Raw genomic sequence first — 16,994 nt, 5'->3', positions numbered from 1 at the left:
TTTAAGTCCATAAAGTCAAATGATAAAAGCAATCAAGAAGAGTAAGATTACATATTGTCTTCTTTTTTTGTTGATTAATTCGTTAAATTCTTTTTCTCAAGAAGAACATAGAGACATTTATGTATTTGAAAGAAATGGAAAAAAAGGATTGGTAAACAATAAAATGGAAATTGTTGTGGATCCTGTTTATGAACAATTGGGTGGCTTTACCATATCTTATTATAATAAAATCCATCAAGATGGGTTGCTTGATGTTTGGCGATTAGGCGACAATTACAGCGTTGGTGATTATATTGTTTTTAAATTGAAAGGGAAGTATGGCGTGATGAGTTTAGATGGTCAGCACCTTGTTAAACCTCTATATGATGAACTTAGATACACCGCTGTTTCAGGAGTGTTTAGATACGAAGAAAATGAAATATTTGGACTTGTAAATAAGAATGGAGAAGAGTTTTTGAAAGCTAATTATGATTTAGTTTCTCCGGAGGACAAGGAAAATATTATCGTTAAACAATCGGATAATTATTTTTTAGTTGATTACAAAGGGAAGCTAATTTCTAAAAAATTTAAGCATAGAATATTCTCTTACGATAAGAATACTGATAACTTCATTTTTCAATTGGATAAGAAATATGGTTATAAAAAAAGTCATGGCGACCTATTGTTTGATACTATTTTTTATTCCGCTTTTTCTTTTAAAAATGGTAAAGCTAAAGTAAGAAAGGATGCAAATGGAAAATTTGGGTTTATAGATGCCAATGGAAAAATAATTATGCCTCCAACTTATGAGTCAATTTATTTAAGTGGAGACTTTGATGGTTATTATATTCGTAATAAAGATTACAAGTACGGACTTTTAAATAAAAACATTCAACTATTGCTGAAGCCAGAATATGATGACATAGGTTCTTTTAATAATGGATATGCTTTTGTTAAGAAAAATGATAAATATGGATTTATTAATGAAAATGGGAAATTAATTATTCCAATAATTTATGAAAGAGTGAAAGACTTTTCAGAGGGATTGGCTCCAGTCAAACTAAATGGAAAATGGGGTTTTATTAATAGTGATCATAAAGTAGTTATAGATTTTAAGTTTGAAGGTTCAAATATCAAACCTTTTTCTGATGGATTAGCAGCTTATGAGCAAGAGTATAATAAATGGGGATATATAAATAAAAAAGGGCAGTTAGAAATTGGGTCTATTTATAATGGAATAGTTACAAAATTTATTAATGGAGCTGCAATAGTGTATTTAAAAGGTGATAAATATCTATTACATAAAGATTCAAAAAAATTTCTTTTAAAATCAAAAAGAGATGAGCCAAAGATTGAAATTATGGAGGTAGATAGTAGCGAACATAAATAACTAAGCATTAAAATGAGAGAAGAACAGTTAAAAATGTGGGATGATAGGTTTGCGAATCAAGAATATACCTATGGTGTAGAGCCCAATGCTTATCTTAAAGAGCAATTAGAAAAACTGCAACCAGGCAAAATACTTTTCCCTGCTGAAGGTGAAGGGCGGAATGCTGTGTATGCAGCCAAGTTGGGTTGGGATGTTTCGGCATTTGATTTAAGTAAAGAAGGTAGAAAAAAAGCTCTTAAACTGGCTGAAGAAAATAACGTTACTATTGATTACCAAATAGGTGAATTGCCAGAATTGAATTACCATAAGGGACAATTTGATGTTATTGTACTCATTTTTGCTCACTTTAATGCGGACATACGATCAGTATATCACCAATTATTAAGTTCCTATTTACGCAAAGGTGGAATGTTAATTATTGAAGCTTTTAGTAAAAAACATTTAGAATACAGAACTAAAAATCCAAAGATTGGTGGCCCAAGAGATTTGGAAACACTATGTTCAATAGATGAATTTAAATCTGACTTTAGCGATTTTGAAATTATTGAATTGGAAGAAAAAGAAATTGATTTGGATGAAGGACTTTTTCACGTTGGTAAAGGTTCAGTAGTACGGTTTGTGGGAGTTAAGAAATAATCATATTGAAAATAATTAGATTTTTTAAATTAGACTTTATTGCTACAAAACATTGGTATGTATAATTATCGCCTTGAGTTGAGTTTAGAGAGTCGACTGAATTCGAAATTTTCATTTACAGAATATTTATAAGTACCCTTTGTTAAGGTTTAAATAAAAAAAACTTTCAATTTTTAAACCAACTATAAAAATTATAGATTCAAAACAAATTGTTTGTCCAGTCCTAGATATATACAATTTAAAATGTAATTTTAACATTCAAAATAGTCATTTTAAATGCAAAACAAATTTTATTTAAAACTTTTATGTGTCTCTTTACTGTTTTCTATGTATTCTGTAAATGCTCAAACAAAAAGAATATATCATAAAAACTGGATAGATTTTAATAAAAACGGTCAGAAAGATATTTATGAAGACCAAAATCAATCTATAGAGAAAAGAATAGAAAATTTGCTTTCTTTGATGACAGTTGAAGAGAAAACAAACCAACTAGTTACGCTTTATGGTTACGGTCGTGTTGCTGAAGAAGAAATTCCTACAGCTTCTTGGAAAAATGAATTATGGAAAGATGGATTGGCTAATATTGATGAAGCTTCTAATGGAGTTTCAGAAAAAGCACAATTCACTTTTCCTTATAGTAAACACGTTTGGGCTTTAAATAAAATACAAACCTTTTTTATAGAAGAAACTCGCTTAGGTATTCCGGTAGAATTTACCAATGAAGGTATTCGTGGATTAAACCATGTAAAAGCCACCTCATTTCCTGCACAAATTGGTATGGGGTCTACGTTTAACCCAGAACTATTATACAAAACGGGGCAAGTTATTGGCAAAGAAGCTTATGCCTTGGGATATAATAATATATATTCACCTGTATTAGATGTAGCAAGAGATCAACGTTGGGGTCGTATTGTAGAGAGTTTTGGTGAAGATCCATTTTTAGTTTCAGAATATGGTGTACAAATAAGTAAAGGTTTACAAGAGCAGGGTGTTGTTAACTCGTTAAAACATTTTGCAGTGTATTCGGCTCCAAAGGGGGGGCGAGACGGTCATGTTCGTTTAGATCCACATATTACTTGGCGTGATATGCATTTAATGTATTTATATCCATTTAAACGTGTCATTCAAGAAACCAATATTATGGGCATTATGAGCTCTTATAATGATTACGATGGTGAGCCTATTATTGGTAGTCATTATTTTCAAACCGAACTTTTACGAGACACTTATGGATTTAATGGCTATGTAGTTTCAGATAGTGATGCCCTAATTTATTTATACAACAAACATCACGTTGCCGATTCGTATAAACAGGCCATACAACAAGCTTTAACGGCAGGTTTAAATGTTAGAACCACTTTTAATCATCCTGAAAATTTTATAAAACCACTTCGCGAATTAGTGAAAGAAGGCGGTATTTCTATAAAGCTTTTAGATAGTCGTGTAAAAGATGTTTTACGTGTTAAATTTAACGAAGGGCTTTTTAATAATCCGTATAGAGATGAAAAAATTGCTGATAGAGTCGTTAAAAATGAAGCTCATAAAAACATTGCACTTCAGGCTTCAAGAGAATCTATCATCTTGCTCAAAAACAAAAACAGTATTTTACCTTTAGATAAAAATAAGCTGAAAAACATTTTAGTTTGTGGCCCTACAGCAAAATCAAAATCGAGCTCTATAAGTAGATATGGTGCTTTAAAAACAGATATTATATCTGGTTTTGATGGCATAAAAAACTATTTAAAGGATGACATAGAAGTAACCTATGCAAAAGGTATAGACTTAAAAGACAAAAATTGGCCAGACTCAGAAGTGTTCAATGTGCCCTTAGATACTGATGAAGAAGCTCAGATTAACGAGGCTCTTTCTATGGCAAAAAGTGCAGATGCAATTGTGTTATTTGTTGGTGAAGATGAGAAAATGGTTGGTGAAAATTTAAGTCGAACTAATTTGGATTTACCTGGACATCAAAAAAAATTATTAACGGCACTTTCTAAAATTGGAAAACCGTTAATCGTTGTTCTTATAAATGGTCACCCATTATCTATAAATTATGCAGACCGACAAGCCGATGCTATTTTAGAGGCTTGGTTTCCAGGAGAATTTGGCGGACAAGCCATAGCTGAAGTTATTTTTGGTGATTATAACCCTGGCGGAAAATTACCTGTTACTGTGCTTAGAAGTGTAGGGCAAATTCCTTATAATTTTCCATACAAACCACATTCACAAAGTGGGCAAGCAAATGAAGGTCCCAACGGAACCGGAGATAGCCGAGTGGTTACTGAGTTATATCCTTTTGGTTTTGGCTTGAGTTATACCAGTTTCAAATACAGTAATTTGAAAATAGATGCTAATATTACATCAACATCTGGCACTGTTACAATTAGTTTTAATGTTGAAAATATTGGCAGTACGGCTGGTGATGTAGTACCACAACTTTATGTTAATGACGATACGAGTTCGATTACCGTTTACGAATGGCAGTTACGCGGTTTTAATAGGATTTATTTAAAACCAAAAGAGCAAAAAACAGTAACCTTTATCTTACAGCCTAAAGATTTAGAACTTATTAATAAGGACAGAATATTTGTTGTTGAACCTGGTAAGTTTAATATTGCCATAGGAAATTCCTCTAAAGACTTTCAATTAAAAGACAGTTTCGTAATAATAAAATAACTATGAATATCAATTGTATTAAAAACAGCCTTTTAATGGTTCTATTCGCTTTTTGTATAACATCTTGCAAAAAGAACAATACGCAGCATTTTGAAGCAATCTCAGAAACAAAAAATACAATAGATGTATTAAGTTATGTTGACCCGTTTATAGGTACAGGTTTTCACGGTCACACGTACCCTGGACCAGTTATGCCACATGGAATGGTGCAATTAAGTCCTGATACCAAACTTAATGGATGGGATGCTTCAAGTGGTTACCATAATGATGATGCAACAATTTATGGCTTTTCACACACGCATTTAAGTGGTACAGGTATTGGTGATATGGGAGATGTGTTATTACTTCCATTTACGGGTACAAGTAATGAAAAACCTGTGGCTACTTTCAGTAAAAAAAATGAGCATGCCGAAGTTGGAGTATATTCAGTAAAATTTGATAACTATCAAGTAAAAGCAGAATTAGCCGTTACTGAACGCGTAGGTATGCACAAATACACCTATTCTAAAGATGCAAAAAAACGATTACTATTTGATCTTGGGCACACCCTACAACGTACTTGGAGCAACAGTAATATTGCAAATGAAATTGAATTTGTAGATAATAAAACAATCAGAGGCTTAAAACAAACTACAGGATGGGCAAATGATAATAAAGTCTACTTTTATGCTGAATTTTCTAGTCCTTTTCAAATTGAAACTGTAAATGTTGATAGTATAAATACAGACACTTCAAAAAATATATATAAAGCGACAGATATCTATTCATATTTAAATTTCGAATCTCTTGAAAATGAATCTCTATTTGTTAAAGTAGGAATTTCTTACGTAGATTATGATGGTGCCAAGAAAAATTTGAAATCAGAATTGCCACATTGGGACTTCAATAGAGTAAAACAAAACGCAAAGGATGTTTGGGAAAAAGAACTTCAAAGAATTGCTGTAACTACAAAAAATAAAGAAACCTTAATTACGTTTTACACGGCATTATACCATAGTATGATTGCTCCAATGATTTACCAAGATACAGATGGTCGCTATAGAGGTATGGATAAAATAATTCATCAAGCTCAAGAAGGTCAAGTCAACTATACTGTATATTCATTATGGGATACTTTTAGAGCTTTACACCCATTAATGACTATTATAGATGAACCAAATGCAATCAATTGGGTAAACAATCTATTACTAAAATACGAACAAGGTGGTTTGTTACCCAAATGGCCACTAGCCTCGAATTATACAGGTACTATGGTAGGTTATCCCGCTGTTGCCAATATTGCAGATGCCTTAACGAAAAATTTAAAAGGTATTGATAAAGAGTTGGCATTAGAAGCCGCATTGACTAGTGCATCTTACAATCTAGATTTATTAAAAGCCATTAAAGAACCTAGAAAAGAACGCTTAATGACGTTGCATAATAAATTTATTAATGAAGGCAAACATATTCCTTCAGATAAGATTGGAGCTTCAGTAACTTATGGTTTAGAAAATGCCTATTATGATTGGTGTATCGCACAAATTGCAAAACAAAATAATAACAATGATGTTGTTACAACATTTGAAAAACGTGCTTTAAACTACAAACTTTATTTTGATGCTGAAACGGGTTTTATGCGTGGTAAAAATGAAGATGGTAGTTGGGTAACACCTTTTAACCCGAAGTACTCAAATCATGAAAATTCAGATTATGTTGAAGGTAATGCATGGCAATGGACCTGGTTTGTGCCACATGATATTGATGGTTTTTCAAGATTGTTTAAAAACAAAGAGCAATATATTGCAAAATTAGACTCGCTTTTTACCACTTCTTCAATTATAGATGGCGATAACGCCAGTGGAGATATTACAGGTTTAATTGGACAATATGCACATGGTAATGAGCCCAGCCACCATATTTCTTATTTGTACACTTATGCAGGGCAACCTTGGAAAACACAAGAACTGGTTGATCAAATATTAAAAGAATTTTATACTACAAAACCCGATGGTATTATTGGAAATGAAGACTGTGGGCAGATGTCGGCATGGTATATTATGAGTGCTATGGGTTTTTACCAAGTGGCTCCAGGAGACCCTACTTATGTTATTGGCAGACCTTTGTTTGATACTGTTACCATATCTCTAACCAATAATAAAGCATTTACTATTATTACTAAAAAAAACAGTGCTGAAAATAAATATGTTCAAAAAGTGACTTTAAATGGAAAAGAACTTAAAGACCTATTCTTTACACATAATGATATTAAAGCAGGAGGTACTTTAACTATAGAGATGGGTAATAGTCCAAAAAAATAGTTATTAAGTTCCTATTTACGTAAAGGTGGAATGTTAATTATTGAAGCTTTTAGTAAAAAAAAACATTTAGAATACAGCACTAAAAATCCAAAGGTTGGTGGCCCAAGAGATTTAGAAACGTTGTATTCTATCGAAGAATTTAAAACTGACTTTAAAAATTTCGAAATTATTGAGTTGGAAGAGAAAGAGGTTGAGCTAAATGAAGGGCTTTTCCATGTGGGTACTGGTTCTGTAATTCGGTTTGTGGGGCGTAAAAAATAAGGCATCTACTTTTATCGAAATAATCAGCACTACGGCATTTATTATTACCTCCTTATAACATAATGGCTTATAGACTACTATAGTTGTTATTTGAAATTTATTATTTTTAATTTAAGTTAATTATATTTGAAATTCATTTAGGGCATATGAAAAAGATTATATTCTTATTTGTAATTTTAAGTTTCAAACTTTCTATTGCACAAGAAACAATTGGTTTGGTTTTTAATGATGTTAATAATCCTAAATCAAATGGTTATACATTATTTAATACCTTGTCAGATGATAGCGTTTATCTCATTAATAATTGTGGAGAAGCGGTTAATCATTGGAATTTCTCAGGTCAAATAAGTAGGCAAGCTTACTTATTGGAAAATGGAAATTTATTGCAAGGCAATAGTTCAAAGGCAGATATAAGAGATTGGAATAATAATGTACTTTGGAGTCTCAATTATATGGAGGTCCTTGGTTTTAGCATACACCATGATATTGAACCTTTGCCAAATGGTAACTTTTTGGTATTAATTAGAGATCCTTATACCAATGTTGAAATGTTTGCAGAAGGTAAGGACACCTTTTTTTCTGAAGATTCCATTGATTTAGAAAGAATAGTAGAAATTGAACCTGTTGGTATTGATTCCGCTAAAATTGTTTGGGAATGGAAACTTTTTGATCATTTGGTACAAGATTTTGATAACACGAAACCTAATTTTGGAACTATTTCGAGTAGTCCTCAATTATTGGATATGAATTACAATAATGGAAACTCTTTTAATCCTATACATGCAAATGCAATTGATTATAATGAAGACTTAGATCAAATAGCATTCTCATCAAGGCATTTAAGTGAAATTTTTGTTATAGACCATAGTACTACTTCAACCGAAGCAGCATCGCATTCAGGTGGCATTTATGGTAAGGGTGGAGATTTTCTTTGGAGATGGGGAAACCCTGAAGTTTATGATCAAGGAACTGTTAATGACAGAAAATTAGGAAGACAACATGATATTAAATGGATTACTGATGGCCCACATCAAGGTAAGATGTCGGTTTTTAATAATGATGGGTATGGATCTGATTTAAGAGCGTCATCTATACATATTATAGATCAGAATGATAGTAATGGTGTATATAGCTTAGCTTCAGGTAAATTTTTTCCAACTGATTATTATTGGTCTTATGATGGCACCATCTTAGATGAATTAATGATTGAATCTTCCAGAAGTGGAGTGCAAATAATGTCTAATGGAAATGCTCTAATTAATGAAACTGGTCTTGGCAGAATTACAGAAATTGATGCCTTAGGAAATGTGGTTTGGGTTTATATTATTCCTATAAATGAGAACAGTACTTTTAGTCAATTTGATACACCTATTGGTAATGGATCTTTTAGGGCACATAGATATCCTGAAAATTATGCAGGTTTCAATGGCGTCGCTTTTAATAATACTGGGATTATTGAAGATGTAAATTTTATTTCAGATAATTGTATCCATACGCTAACGGTCGATAATTCGTATTTTAATGATTTACACGTTTATCCCAATCCTACTAAAGATGTACTTAATTTTAATAAACGTATTGATGAATTTCAAGTTCATGATGTAACAGGGAAAGTTGTCCTAAATAGAACGAATGCTGAATTTATAAATTTAGAAAATTTAACAGAAGGATTATATTTCATCAAAATTTCAGTTGAAGAAAATTCTGAATTCATTAAAATTCTAAAGAATTAAAGTCAACTAATAAAAACCTAGCGTTTTTTATTTCAGTTTTAGAGATGTTATTTATGATGATGAAGTAAAATCATTTGGAATATTATTAGAGGTTTCAAGTATATAAATAGGAATGAAAGCACAATTCAATCTCTCTTGAAGTGGACAATAGTTTTGATTGCCATTTTGACTCAAAAAAAAACCTTAGATTTACCCAATATCAGCCAACTACAAATGAATCAAACCACCATAACGCAAAAAATCGGACTTGTTTTAGGGCCTGTGGTTTTTGCTTTAATTTTATATTTTTTCCATCCAGAAGGCTTGTCTAGAGAGGCCAATGCAGTACTTGCTGCGACTTTATGGATTGCCATTTGGTGGATAACCGAAGCCATACCTATTGCTGTAACGGCATTGTTACCCATTGTGTTGTTTCCACTTTCTGGTGGCTTAGATATTGCATCAACAAGTGGCTCATACGGTCATAAATACGTGTTTTTATATTTGGGTGGTTTCATAATTGCTATTTCCATTGAAAAATGGAATTTACATAAACGGATAGCTCTAAATATTATTAATTTTATAGGTTCTGACATTCGGAAAATTATATTAGGTTTTATGCTCGCAACGGCTTTTCTCTCTATGTGGATTTCCAACACAGCTACTGCGGTTATGATGTTACCGATTGGGATTGCTATTATCAAACAGTTAAAAGACAACCCCAATACCGTTGAAGATGAAAATCGCACTTTTGGTAAAGCATTAATGTTGGCAATTGCTTATAGTGCTTCTATTGGCGGAATGGCGACTTTAATTGGGACTCCCCCAAATTTGGTTTTGGCAGGTGTAGTTGAAGAAACTTATGGATATGAAATTACTTTTTCACAATGGTTTATTTTTGGTTTTCCTATCACTGTAGTACTCCTTTTTATTTGTTATCAATATTTGACCAAATTTGCATTTACGTTTAAGCAAAAAGAATTTCCTGGAGGTAGAGCGGAAATTAAGAGACTTTTACAAGGTTTAGGTAAAATTACTTATGAAGAAAAAGTAGTATCATTTGTTTTTGCATTAACAGCTTTTTGTTGGATAACACGCTCTTTTTTATTGCAAAAAATAGTACCTCAATTAGATGATACTATTATAGCAATAACATTTGCAATTGTATTATTTTTAATTCCATCAAAAGATAAAAAAGACAAACTTATAAATTGGGACGAAGCTGTAAAATTACCGTGGGGAATTATTTTGCTGTTTGGAGGAGGTATGGCATTGGCAAAAGGTTTTGAAGTTAGTGGTCTTGCATTTTGGTTAGGTAGTCAAATGACTGCATTTGGCGGGTTAACTATCATTTTATTGATATTAGTTTTAATAACGGCGGTCAATTTTTTAACTGAAATAACATCGAATTTAGCAACAACGGCAATGTTGTTACCGGTTTTAGCACCTATGGCTTTAACAGTTGATGTGCATCCATTAGTATTGATGGTTGCAGCCGCAGTTGCAGCCTCTTGTGCATTTATGCTCCCTGTAGCAACACCTCCAAATGCTGTAGTTTTTGGTTCTGGATATTTACGAATACCAGATATGGTATCAAAAGGTATTATTATGAATGTTATTTCCATAATTATCCTAACCCTATTTGTATATTTTGTTTTGCCAGAATTATGGAATTTAACCGTTGAAGGTTTTCCTGAGAATTTTAGAAAGAAATAGCACATAGATTGAATCTTAACGATTTCTTTAACATTTCATTAAGAATTAATTAATCATTATTCAATAATTTCGTTTTTTTTAAGATTAATTAACCCTTTCATTCAAATAATTTATGTTCAAAAGACTACCTATTGCCATAACCGTTGTAGTAATGGCATTATTAACAGCTTCTTGTTCTAGCTCAAAAGAGGCTAGTAAATCAAAGGCTAAAGCAGCTCAAACCGCTAAGAAACCACCAGCAAAAAAAGGTGCTATTCAAGAGTATAGCAAAGTAATTACCAAAGAAGCAAAAACAGATGAAGGTTTGTTTAAAGTTCATGAATTAGATGAAAAGTACTTTTATGAAATTCCAGATTCTTTATTAGAACGTGAAATGTTAATGGTAACACGTATTGCTAAAACGGCATCAGGTATTGGTTTTGGTGGAGGTAAACAAAATACGAAAGTTGTTCGCTGGCAGAAACATGGTAAAAAAATAATTGCAAGAGTAGTTTCCTATTCTGTTGTTGCTTCAGATTCTTTACCAGTGCATGAGGCTGTTGTAAATTCAAATTTTGAACCTATTCTATATACTTTTCCAATCAAAGCTTTTAGCAAAGATTCTACGGCAACAGTTATCGATGTAACCGATTTTTTCAACAAAGATGTTAAAGCCTTAGGTTTACCTGATAGGTCTAGAAAACAATATAAAGTATCTCGTTTAGATGCTGATAAATCTTTTATTGAAAGCGTAAAGAGTTATCCTACTAATATTGAAGCAAGACACGTAAAAACATATATGGCAGGTTCGCCTCCATCTAATTCAAGTACAGGTACTATATCTATTGAAATTAATAATTCAATGGTGTTATTGCCAAAAGTGCCAATGAAACGTAGAATGTTCGACGAAAGAGTAGGATGGTTTACCTCAGGTCAAACAGATTATGGGCTAGAAGCTCAAAAAAGTGATAGAGTTACTTATTTAGATAGATGGAGATTGGAAGTTAAGGATGAAGATATTGAGAAGTTTAAAAGAGGAGAATTGGTTGTCCCTAAAAAACAAATTATTTATTATATAGACAGAGCAACACCAGTAAAATGGAGAAAATATATTAAGCAAGGTATTGAAGATTGGCAAGTTGCATTTGAAGCCGCAGGTTTTAAAGAAGCAATTATTGCAAAAGACCCACCAACTGTAGAGGAAGATCCAGAATGGACTCCAGAAGATGTACGATATTCTGTAGTAAGATATTTAGCTTCTCCAATTCCAAATGCAAATGGACCTCACGTAAGTGATCCTCGTTCTGGAGAAATTCTAGAATCTGATATCAATTGGTACCATAATGTAATGAGTTTATTAAATGGATGGTTCTTTGTTCAAACGGCTGCCATAAACCCTAATGCTCAAACTGCTGAATTTAAGGATGAGGTTATGGGCGAATTGATAAAATTTGTTTCGTCTCACGAAGTAGGGCATACGCTTGGTTTACCACATAATATGGGGAGTAGTGCTGCATATGCAGTTGACTCTTTAAGGTCAAAATCGTTTACTGAAAAATATGGTACGGCACCTTCAATAATGGATTATGCACGTTTTAATTACGTTGCTCAGCCAGAAGATAAAGGAGTTGCTTTAATGCCAAATATTGGTGTTTATGACAAATATTCTATTTCTTGGGGGTATAGACCTATTTTAGAAGCTAAAACGGCGGCAGACGAAAAGAAGACGTTGGATTCATGGATTTTAAAACATGCAGGAGATTCAATGTATCGATTTGGAAAACAACAAAGTGGAGTAATTGATCCGAGCTCTCAAACAGAAGATTTAGGTGACGATGCTATAAAAGCTAGTGATTACGGTATTGCTAATCTTAAGCGAATTGTTCCTAATTTGATAAAATGGACAACTAAAACAGGAGAGAACTACGATGATTTAGAGACGATGTACGGACATGTACTTTCTCAATTTAATCGTTACATGGGCCATGTGTCTTCAAATATTGGTGGTGTTTATGAATATTATAAAACATCTGACCAAGAAGGAGCGGTATACACTCATGTAGGAAAAGAACGACAAAAAGAATCATTAAATTTTTTACATAAAAATTTATTTGAAACACCTAAATGGATGATTGATGCTAACATTTTTAATAAGTTTGAAAGTGCAGGGGTTGTAGAAAGAGTGAGAGGAGTTCAAGCAAGAACCTTAAATAATATTTTAGATTTTGGCAGAATGGCTAGAATGATAGAAAATGAAACACTAAATGGTAATAAAGCCTATAATTTAGTAGACATGATGCGAGATTTAAGAAGAGGTATTTGGAGCGAAGTTTATAATGGACGTTCAATTGATACTTATAGAAGAAATTTACAACGTGCCTATATCGATAGAATGGAGTATTTAATGAAGAATGAACAAACTTCTATTCCACCTCAGTTTAGAAGATGGGTTTCTAGAACCAATGTAAATGTAAAAGAATCTGACATTAGACCTATTGTAAGGGCAGAGTTAAAATCTTTACAAAGATCAGTAAGATCGTCTGCAGCAAATTCTTCAGGAATGAAAAGAATTCATTTACAAGATGTTGTTGAGAGAATTGAAAATATTTTAGATCCAAAATAATTGAGATTAAAAATTATATAAATCCGGCCTAGGTCGGATTTTTTTTGTTTTTAAAATAAATGTTTAATTCTAAATATAGTTTTGTACATTTGCAGCCCAATAAAAAGAATACATATGAAACGAGCCAACTAAAATCAATTTAACAACGTTGATTTTTTAAAAGGCGAACTGCATATGACCGATTAAAAACAAATAAAAAGAGTACATATGAAACGAGCCAACTAAAATCAATTTAACAACGTTGATTTTTTAAAAGGCGAACTACATATGACCGATTAAAATAAATAAAAAGAGTACATATGAAAGGAGGTGCGACATTATGCTAATAATTCCAGTAAAAGATGGTGAGAATATCGATAGAGCGTTAAAGCGTTTTAAGAGAAAATTTGATAGAACTAAAACTATGAAGCAGTTGCGTGAACGTAAAAACTTCTCGAAACCTTCAGTAGTAAAAAGAGCTCAGATTCAGAAAGCTCAGTATGTTCAGAATATCAGAACAGTAGAAGAGCAAGGTTAGTAATATAAACCTAATAATATATAGGTATATATTTTACTAAATATAAGTTAAACCGTTAGTAAAAACACTACAGATTTTGTAGCTTTGTTTGCTAACGGTTTTTTTATGTCAATAATCCACTTTATAGATTATCTCACTTCAGAGAAAAAATACTCCCCCCATACCGTTAGAGCTTATCAAGATGATTTAATGTCTTTTAAGTTATTTTGTCAAGAAACATATGATTCCGAACTATTATTAGATGTTAATTATGGTCAAATTAGGTCATGGATTGTAGAAATGGTCAATAAAAATATTTCCAATCGAACAATTAATAGAAAAATAAGTAGTCTAAAAACATATTATAAATTTTTAGTAAAATCAAAACAAATAAAAGAATCTCCATTATTGAGCCATCAAGCATTAAAAGTGTCAAAGAAAATGCAGGTTCCTTTTTCTCAAGCTGAAATTGAAGAGGTACTCGCTAATTTAAGTTCAGAAGACACTGATTTTGAGTCTATCCGAAACAAATTAATTGTTGAGTTGTTGTATTCAACGGGAATGCGACGTGCAGAACTCATAGAATTAAACTTAGGTTCTGTAAATTTACACAATGCAACGTTAAAGGTGTTAGGTAAAAGAAATAAGGAAAGATATATTCCATTGTTAGATTCGGTTCAAAAAACACTAACTATTTATCTCACAGAAAGAAAGCAAATGGCTTATGACATTGACTATTTATTTATAACAATAAAGGGCAATAAAATATATCCGAACCTTGTTTATAGAATAATAAATGAGTACTTTAGTAAAGTCTCTTCAAAAGTTAAAAAAAGCCCACATGTTATTCGACATTCATTTGCAACACATTTATTAAATGAAGGGGCTGATTTAAATTCAGTAAAAGAATTACTAGGGCATTCAAGTTTAGCGTCAACACAAATTTATACGCATAGTAGCTTGAATGAATTAAAAAAAGTTTATAACCAGGCTCATCCAAGGAGCACTAAAACCTAAAATAGATATGAAAGTAAACATTCAATCAGTAAATTTCAACATAGATAAAAGTTTAAATGATTTTATTCAAACTAAAATAGACAACTTAGAAAAGTATTATGACAAAATAATTGGTGCTGAAGTATATTTGAAAGTACAAAACACAAGTGAAAAAGAAAATAAAATAGCTGAAATTAAGATGCTTATCCCTGGTGATGAGCTAATTGTAAAAAAGGAATGTAAAACATTTGAAGAAGCTATTGATTTAATTGCAGAAGCCTTAAGAAGGCAGTTGTGTAAGAAGAAAGACAAGCAAAGATCGCATCATGTGTAATTTTTTAAAAAAAATAGACAGAAAAGTTTTGTAAGAAAAATAAAACTTTATACATTTGCACACCGTAAGAAAAAGCGGTGTGTATTTATACACAAAAAGCCGATGTAGCTCAGCTGGCTAGAGCAGCTGATTTGTAATCAGCAGGTCGTGGGTTCGAGTCCCTCCATCGGCTCAATAGTATTGAAATTAGTTCTTTGAATTGAAATTTTTTGGGGAGATACCAAAGTGGCCAACTGGGGCGGACTGTAACTCCGCTGACTACGTCTTCGTAGGTTCGAATCCTACTCTCCCCACTAAAAAAAATTTCTATTTATAGTTTTCAAAGCTTATCTTTGAAAACTATAAAGAAAATTCAAGATTTTATTGAAACACCATCTCTATAGTAGTATAGAGTAAAATGCGAGAGTAGCTCAGTTGGTAGAGCGTCAGCCTTCCAAGCTGAATGTCGCCGGTTCGAACCCGGTCTCTCGCTCTAAGCAAATTGGCTTAATAAATTAAGTTATTTTGCTCATTATCTTTGAGTTATGGTTCAGTTTTATACGTTGAATCATATAACCTGATTAGCCGGTGTAGCTCAGGGGTAGAGCGTTTCCTTGGTAAGGAAGAGGTCACGGGTTCAATTCCCGTCATTGGCTCAATAGTAAAGGAAGAATAACTAAATATATATAACTAAGATTTAAAATTAATAATCATGGCAAAAGAAACTTATGACCGTTCCAAACCACACCTAAACATAGGTACAATAGGACACGTAGATCACGGTAAAACAACTTTAACTGCAGCAATTACTAAAGTATTGTCTGATAAAGGATATTCTGAAGCGAAAAATTTCGATCAAATCGATAATGCACCAGAAGAAAAGGAAAGAGGTATAACGATTAATACATCTCACGTTGAATATGCAACTGAGAATCGTCACTATGCACACGTTGATTGTCCAGGTCACGCGGATTACGTGAAAAACATGGTTACAGGTGCTGCTCAAATGGACGGTGCTATTTTAGTTGTAGCTGCAACTGATGGTCCAATGCCTCAAACTAGAGAGCATATCTTATTAGGTCGTCAGGTTGGTATTCCAAGAATGGTAGTTTTCTTGAATAAAGTTGACATGGTTGATGATGAAGAGTTATTAGAGCTAGTTGATATGGAAGTTAGAGATTTGTTAAACTTCTACGAATATGATGGTGATAATGGGCCAGTTATTTCTGGTTCTGCTTTAGGAGCTTTAAATGGTGAAGAAAAATGGGTGAATTCTGTTATTGAATTAATGGAAGCTGTTGATACTTGGATTGAATTACCAAAACGTGATGTTGATAAGCCTTTCTTGATGCCGGTTGAAGATGTATTTTCAATTACAGGTCGTGGTACTGTAGCAACTGGTCGTATTGAAACTGGTGTTGCAAATACTGGTGACAGTGTTGATATTATTGGTATGGGAGCTGAAAAGTTAACTTCTACTGTAACTGGAGTTGAAATGTTCCGTAAAATATTAGATAGAGGTGAAGCTGGTGATAATGTAGGTATCTTATTAAGAGGTATTGAAAAAGAAAGTATCAAAAGAGGTATGGTAATCTGTAAGCCAGGTTCAGTAACTCCACACGATAAATTTAAAGCTGAGGTTTATATCCTTAAGAAAGAAGAAGGTGGACGTCATACTCCATTCCATAACAATTACCGTCCACAGTTCTATGTAAGAACAACTGACGTAACAGGTACTATTAACTTGCCTTCTGGTGTAGAAATGGTTATGCCTGGTGATAACTTAACTATTACTGTTGATTTACATCAAGCGATTGCAATGAATGTTGGTTTACGTTTTGCAATACGTGAAGGTGGTAGAACAGTTGGTGCTGGTCAGGTGACTGAAATATTATAAGACACCATTAGTTATTAGTTAAT

The 16,994-nt window shown here is 32.5% G+C and carries 12 protein-coding genes and 4 tRNA genes; all 16 read left to right on the top strand.

Annotated elements, in window-relative coordinates:
• The first annotated feature begins 19 nt into the window (after window positions 1-19).
• The 16 genes from D3P13_RS14625 to tuf all read left to right on the top strand — a co-directional run bounded on the left by D3P13_RS14625 (window position 20) and on the right by tuf (window position 16,971).
• Window positions 20-1,369 (top strand): WG repeat-containing protein, encoded by a 1,350-nt coding sequence (locus D3P13_RS14625; protein ID WP_117883612.1) that lies wholly within the window; start codon window positions 20-22, stop codon window positions 1,367-1,369.
• A gap of 12 nt (window positions 1,370-1,381) precedes the next feature.
• Window positions 1,382-2,005 carry a class I SAM-dependent methyltransferase gene (locus D3P13_RS14620; RefSeq protein WP_117883611.1) on the top strand — a complete coding sequence of 208 codons (624 nt, stop codon included), beginning with the start codon at window positions 1,382-1,384 and terminating at the stop codon, window positions 2,003-2,005.
• Window positions 2,006-2,281: 276 nt separating this feature from the next.
• Complete coding sequence (locus D3P13_RS14615; protein WP_117883610.1) at window positions 2,282-4,681, top strand: glycoside hydrolase family 3 N-terminal domain-containing protein; 2,400 nt, start codon at window positions 2,282-2,284, stop codon at window positions 4,679-4,681.
• Between the two features lie 2 nt (window positions 4,682-4,683).
• Window positions 4,684-6,978 carry a GH92 family glycosyl hydrolase gene (locus tag D3P13_RS14610; RefSeq protein ID WP_198680036.1) on the top strand — a complete coding sequence of 765 codons (2,295 nt, stop codon included), beginning with the start codon at window positions 4,684-4,686 and terminating at the stop codon, window positions 6,976-6,978.
• A 30-nt stretch (window positions 6,979-7,008) separates the two neighbouring features.
• On the top strand, window positions 7,009-7,239 hold the full coding sequence (locus tag D3P13_RS14605) for a hypothetical protein (RefSeq protein WP_394336468.1): 231 nt from the start codon (window positions 7,009-7,011) through the stop codon (window positions 7,237-7,239).
• Between the two features lie 146 nt (window positions 7,240-7,385).
• Window positions 7,386-8,972: an aryl-sulfate sulfotransferase gene (locus D3P13_RS14600; RefSeq protein WP_117883608.1), complete on the top strand. Its 1,587-nt coding sequence runs from the start codon at window positions 7,386-7,388 to the stop codon at window positions 8,970-8,972.
• A 213-nt stretch (window positions 8,973-9,185) separates the two neighbouring features.
• Complete coding sequence (locus D3P13_RS14595) at window positions 9,186-10,667, top strand: SLC13 family permease (protein WP_117883607.1); 1,482 nt, start codon at window positions 9,186-9,188, stop codon at window positions 10,665-10,667.
• A 112-nt stretch (window positions 10,668-10,779) separates the two neighbouring features.
• Window positions 10,780-13,269, top strand: a complete 2,490-nt coding sequence (locus D3P13_RS14590) for a zinc-dependent metalloprotease (protein ID WP_117883606.1) — start codon at window positions 10,780-10,782, stop codon at window positions 13,267-13,269.
• 319 nt (window positions 13,270-13,588) lie between these two features.
• Complete coding sequence (rpsU, locus tag D3P13_RS14585) at window positions 13,589-13,786, top strand: 30S ribosomal protein S21 (RefSeq protein ID WP_117883605.1); 198 nt, start codon at window positions 13,589-13,591, stop codon at window positions 13,784-13,786.
• Between the two features lie 105 nt (window positions 13,787-13,891).
• Window positions 13,892-14,782 (top strand): tyrosine-type recombinase/integrase, encoded by an 891-nt coding sequence (locus D3P13_RS14580; protein ID WP_117883604.1) that lies wholly within the window; start codon window positions 13,892-13,894, stop codon window positions 14,780-14,782.
• A 7-nt stretch (window positions 14,783-14,789) separates the two neighbouring features.
• Complete coding sequence (gene hpf / locus D3P13_RS14575) at window positions 14,790-15,095, top strand: ribosome hibernation-promoting factor, HPF/YfiA family (RefSeq protein ID WP_117883603.1); 306 nt, start codon at window positions 14,790-14,792, stop codon at window positions 15,093-15,095.
• Window positions 15,096-15,193: 98 nt separating this feature from the next.
• Window positions 15,194-15,267: transfer RNA gene (locus D3P13_RS14570), tRNA-Thr, on the top strand.
• Between the two features lie 39 nt (window positions 15,268-15,306).
• A tRNA-Tyr gene (locus D3P13_RS14565) sits at window positions 15,307-15,388 on the top strand.
• 106 nt (window positions 15,389-15,494) lie between these two features.
• Window positions 15,495-15,567: transfer RNA gene (locus D3P13_RS14560), tRNA-Gly, on the top strand.
• A gap of 91 nt (window positions 15,568-15,658) precedes the next feature.
• Window positions 15,659-15,730, top strand: a tRNA-Thr gene (locus D3P13_RS14555).
• 56 nt (window positions 15,731-15,786) lie between these two features.
• Entirely contained in the window at window positions 15,787-16,971 is a 1,185-nt protein-coding gene (gene tuf / locus D3P13_RS14550; RefSeq protein ID WP_117883602.1) for an elongation factor Tu, read from the top strand.
• Window positions 16,972-16,994: the final 23 nt, after the last annotated feature.

The sequence above is a fragment of the Aureibaculum luteum genome, from assembly GCF_003449015.1.
In the GTDB taxonomy this organism is placed as follows: Bacteria; Bacteroidota; Bacteroidia; order Flavobacteriales; family Flavobacteriaceae; genus Aureibaculum; species Aureibaculum luteum.
The sequence above is the reverse complement of the archived record's forward strand: the minus strand, read 5'-3'. Positions and strand labels throughout refer to the sequence as shown.

Bases quoted from the DNA above. Each gene is read 5' to 3' on its own strand.
- D3P13_RS14625 (WP_117883612.1), top strand. From the start codon at position 20: ATGATAAAAGCAATCAAGAAGAGTAAGATTACATATTGTCTTCTTTTT.
- D3P13_RS14620 (WP_117883611.1), top strand. From the start codon at position 1,382: ATGAGAGAAGAACAGTTAAAAATGTGGGATGATAGGTTTGCGAATCAA.
- D3P13_RS14615 (WP_117883610.1), top strand. From the start codon at position 2,282: ATGCAAAACAAATTTTATTTAAAACTTTTATGTGTCTCTTTACTGTTT.
- D3P13_RS14610 (WP_198680036.1), top strand. From the start codon at position 4,684: ATGAATATCAATTGTATTAAAAACAGCCTTTTAATGGTTCTATTCGCT.
- D3P13_RS14605 (WP_394336468.1), top strand. From the start codon at position 7,009: ATGTTAATTATTGAAGCTTTTAGTAAAAAAAAACATTTAGAATACAGC.
- D3P13_RS14600 (WP_117883608.1), top strand. From the start codon at position 7,386: ATGAAAAAGATTATATTCTTATTTGTAATTTTAAGTTTCAAACTTTCT.
- D3P13_RS14595 (WP_117883607.1), top strand. From the start codon at position 9,186: ATGAATCAAACCACCATAACGCAAAAAATCGGACTTGTTTTAGGGCCT.
- D3P13_RS14590 (WP_117883606.1), top strand. From the start codon at position 10,780: ATGTTCAAAAGACTACCTATTGCCATAACCGTTGTAGTAATGGCATTA.
- rpsU (WP_117883605.1), top strand. From the start codon at position 13,589: ATGCTAATAATTCCAGTAAAAGATGGTGAGAATATCGATAGAGCGTTA.
- D3P13_RS14580 (WP_117883604.1), top strand. From the start codon at position 13,892: ATGTCAATAATCCACTTTATAGATTATCTCACTTCAGAGAAAAAATAC.
- hpf (WP_117883603.1), top strand. From the start codon at position 14,790: ATGAAAGTAAACATTCAATCAGTAAATTTCAACATAGATAAAAGTTTA.
- tuf (WP_117883602.1), top strand. From the start codon at position 15,787: ATGGCAAAAGAAACTTATGACCGTTCCAAACCACACCTAAACATAGGT.